1 rRNA gene (cut by a window edge) is annotated in these 1,855 nt (G+C 56.5%); it reads left to right on the top strand.

Annotated elements, in window-relative coordinates:
* A 23S ribosomal RNA gene (locus ACGFSA_RS34785) occupies positions 1 to 1,833 on the top strand; it begins 1,368 nt to the left of the window's first position.
* The last annotated feature ends 22 nt before the right edge of the window (positions 1,834 to 1,855 follow it).

The raw sequence follows: 1,855 nt of genomic DNA, 5'->3' as shown, positions 1-1,855 counted from the left end.
AGTACGGATGGGTAGGGGAGCGTCGTGTGCCGGGTGAAGCAGCCGCGGAAGCGAGTTGTGGACGGTTCACGAGTGAGAATGCAGGCATGAGTAGCGATACACACGTGAGAAACGTGTGCGCCGATTGACTAAGGGTTCCTGGGTCAAGCTGATCTGCCCAGGGTAAGTCGGGACCTAAGGCGAGGCCGACAGGCGTAGTCGATGGACAACCGGTTGATATTCCGGTACCCGCTTTGAAACGCCCAATACTGAATCAGGCGATGCTAAGTCCGTGAAGCCGGCCCGATCTCTTCGGAGTTGAGGGTAGTGGTGGAGCCGACGAACCAGACTTGTACTAGGTAAGCGATGGGGTGACGCAGGAAGGTAGTCCAGCCCGGGCGGTGGTAGTCCCGGGGTAAGGGTGTAGGGCGTGTGATAGGCAAATCCGTCACACATTGAGCCTGAGACCTGATGCCGAGCCGATTGTGGTGAAGTGGATGATCCTATGCTGTCGAGAAAAGCCTCTAGCGAGTTTCATGGCGGCCCGTACCCTAAACCGACTCAGGTGGTCAGGTAGAGAATACCGAGGCGTTCGGGTGAACTATGGTTAAGGAACTCGGCAAAATGCCCCCGTAACTTCGGGAGAAGGGGGGCCATCACCGGTGATTGGATTTACTCCATGAGCTGGGGGTGGCCGCAGAGACCAGCGAGAAGCGACTGTTTACTAAAAACACAGGTCCGTGCGAAGCCGTAAGGCGATGTATACGGACTGACGCCTGCCCGGTGCTGGAACGTTAAGGGGACCGGTTAGCTGACTTTCGGGTCGGCGAAGCTGAGAACTTAAGCGCCAGTAAACGGCGGTGGTAACTATAACCATCCTAAGGTAGCGAAATTCCTTGTCGGGTAAGTTCCGACCTGCACGAATGGCGTAACGACTTCTCGACTGTCTCAACCATAGGCCCGGTGAAATTGCACTACGAGTAAAGATGCTCGTTTCGCGCAGCAGGACGGAAAGACCCCGGGACCTTTACTACAGTTTGATATTGGTGTTCGGTTCGGCTTGTGTAGGATAGGTGGGAGACTTTGAAGCAGCCACGCCAGTGGTTGTGGAGTCGCCGTTGAAATACCACTCTGGTCGTGCTGGATGTCTAACCTGGGTCCGTGATCCGGATCAGGGACAGTGTCTGATGGGTAGTTTAACTGGGGCGGTTGCCTCCTAAAGAGTAACGGAGGCGCCCAAAGGTTCCCTCAGCCTGGTTGGCAATCAGGTGTTGAGTGTAAGTGCACAAGGGAGCTTGACTGTGAGACCGACGGGTCGAGCAGGGACGAAAGTCGGGACTAGTGATCCGGCAGTGGCTTGTGGAAGCGCTGTCGCTCAACGGATAAAAGGTACCCCGGGGATAACAGGCTGATCTTCCCCAAGAGTCCATATCGACGGGATGGTTTGGCACCTCGATGTCGGCTCGTCGCATCCTGGGGCTGGAGTCGGTCCCAAGGGTTGGGCTGTTCGCCCATTAAAGCGGTACGCGAGCTGGGTTTAGAACGTCGTGAGACAGTTCGGTCCCTATCCGCTGCGCGCGTAGGAATATTGAGAAGGGCTGTCCCTAGTACGAGAGGACCGGGACGGACGAACCTCTGGTGTGCCAGTTGTCCTGCCAAGGGCATGGCTGGTTGGCTACGTTCGGAAAGGATAACCGCTGAAAGCATCTAAGCGGGAAGCCTGCTTCGAGATGAGTATTCCCACCCCCTTCGAGGGGTTAAGGCTCCCAGTAGACGACTGGGTTGATAGGCCAGATGTGGAAGCCCGGCAACGGGTGGAGCTGACTGGTACTAATAGGCCGAGGGCTTGTCCTCAGTTGCTCGCGTCCACTGTGTT

The sequence above is a fragment of the Streptomyces sp. NPDC048496 genome, assembly GCF_043200055.1.
Classification (GTDB): Bacteria; Actinomycetota; Actinomycetes; order Streptomycetales; family Streptomycetaceae; genus Streptomyces.
This window is presented reverse-complemented; position numbering and strand designations above follow the sequence as displayed.